We start from the raw sequence: 2,500 nt of genomic DNA, 5'->3' as shown, positions 1-2,500 counted from the left end.
GGAAGAGCCCAAACCGGATCGAAGCAATTCTATCCGGGGTTGTAGGACTACTTTTAGAAGTTCAGATCAAGTTGAATCATCTGGAAAGATGAGCCGTAGCAGGTGATAGCCCTGTAGACAGAAATTCTGGAGGACGTGTAGTATCCTGAGTAGTGCGGGACCGGAGGAATCCTGTATGAAACTGCCAGCACCATCTGGTAAGGCTAAATACTCCTTAGATACCGATAGTGAACCAGTACCGTAAGGGAAAGGTGAAAAGTACTCCGAACAGGAGAGTGAAATAGTTCCTGAAACCGTGCGCTTACAAGCGGTCGGAGCCAGCAATGGTGACGGCGTGCCTTTTGCATAATGAGCCTACGAGTTACTCCTCACTGGCAAGGTTAAGGTCTTCAGTACCGGAGCCGTAGCGAAAGCAAGTTCTAACAGAGCGAATCAGTCAGTGGGGGTAGACGCGAAACTTTGTGATCTATCCATGGGCAGGGTGAAGGTTAGGTAAAACTAACTGGAGGCCCGAACTCATTAGCGTTGAAAAGCTATGGGATGACCTGTGGATAGGGGTGAAAGGCCAATCAAACTGAGAGATAGCTCGTTCTCCCCGAAATGTTTTTAGGAACAGCCTTGGATATAGACGTATTATAGAGGTAGAGCTACTAATTGGGCTAGGGGGCTTCACCGCCTACCAAACCCTAATAAACTCCGAATGCTATAATATAATCTCCAGGAGTGAGGCTGTGGGCGCTAAGGTCCATGGCCGAGAGGGAAATAACCCAGACTAACAGCTAAGGTCCCTAATGATATGTTAAGTTGAACAAACGCGGTTCAAATCCTAAAACAGCCAGGATGTTGGCTTGGAAGCAGCCATTCATTTAAAGAGTGCGTAACAGCTCACTGGTCGAGGGTTTGGGCACGGAAAATAATCGGGCATCAAACATATAACCGAAGCTTTAGGCCTAGCATTTAGGTGCTAGACGGTAGGGGAGCATTCTAAACTGCATCGAAGGTGTGTTGTGAGACATGCTGGAGCGTTTAGAAAAGAAAATGTAGGCATAAGTAACGATAAATAAGATGAAAAATCTTATCGCCGTAAGACTAAGGGTTCCTGATCAACGCTAATCGGATCAGGGTTAGTCGGGTCCTTAGGCAAAGCCGAAAGGCGTAGCTGATGGCAAACTGGTGAATATTCCAGTACCTGCTATAAATTCGATGGAGTAACGGAGTAGTGAAAGGATCGCGCACTTACGGAATAGTGCGTTAAAGGGTGTAGTTATATTGTTGGTTGGCAAATCCGCCGATGATGATGAAACCTGATAGTACAACAAAGCTTCGGCCGCGTTGATAGTATCCCTAATCAGACTTCCAAGAAAAACTTCTAAGGTTCGTTTATAGCAGCCCGTACCGTAAACCGACACAGGTAGTCGAGATGAGTATTCTCAGGCGCTCGAGTGATCCGTGGTAAAGGAACTAGGCAAATTGACGCTGTAACTTCGGGATAAGGCGTGCCGCAGTAATGCGGCCTCAGTAAAATGGTACAACCAACTGTTTAACAAAAACACAGGGCCCTGCAAAATCGAAAGATGACGTATAGAGCCTGATACCTGCCCGGTGCTGGAAGGTTAAGGAAGGATGTTCGGAGTAATCCAAAGCTTCTGACTGAAGCCCCAGTAAACGGCGGCCGTAACTATAACGGTCCTAAGGTAGCGAAATTCCTTGTCGGGTAAGTTCCGACCTGCACGAATGGTCTAATGAGTTGTACACTGTCTCTACCACGAGCTCGGTGAAATTGTAGTATCGGTGAAGATGCCGGTTAATCGCAACGGGACGGAAAGACCCCGTGAACCTTCACTACAACTTAACATTGATTTTGAATGCCAGATGTGTAGGATAGTTGGGAGACTATGAAGCAGCTTCGCCAGGAGTTGTGGAGTCATCGTTGAAATACCAACCTTCTGTTATTTAGAGTCTAATCCGGCAACGGAGACATTGTTTGGTGGGTAGTTTGACTGGGGTGGTCGCCTCCTAAAAGGTAACGGAGGCTCGCAAAGGTACCCTCAGTACGGTTGGTAATCGTACGCAGAGCGCATTAGTATAAGGGTGCTTGACTGTGAGGCAAACAAGCCGAGCAGGTGCGAAAGCAGGCTAAAGTGATCCGGTGGTTCTGTATGGAAGGGCCATCGCTCAAAGGATAAAAGGTACTCCGGGGATAACAGGCTGATCTCACCCAAGAGCTCATATCGACGGTGAGGTTTGGCACCTCGATGTCGGTTCGTCACATCCTGGGGCTGGAGAAGGTCCCAAGGGTTCGGCTGTTCGCCGATTAAAGTGGCACGTGAACTGGGTTCAGAACGTCGCAAGACAGTTCGGTCCCTATCTGTTGTGATCGTTAGTAAATTGAGAGGACATGACCTTAGTACGAGAGGACCGGGTCGTACGTACCGCTGGTGTATCTGTTGTGCCGCCAGGTGCAGTGCAGAGTAGCTATGTACGGATAGGATAAACGCTG

General features: G+C 48.2%; 1 rRNA gene (cut by both window edges). It reads left to right on the top strand.

Annotated features, from left to right (window positions below):
• A 23S ribosomal RNA gene (locus tag AC5ZC7_RS26175) occupies positions 1–2,500 on the top strand (it extends past both window edges: 246 nt to the left, 138 nt to the right).

This window comes from Chitinophaga sp. 9-1-y (genome assembly GCF_059511905.2).
This window is presented reverse-complemented; position numbering and strand designations above follow the sequence as displayed.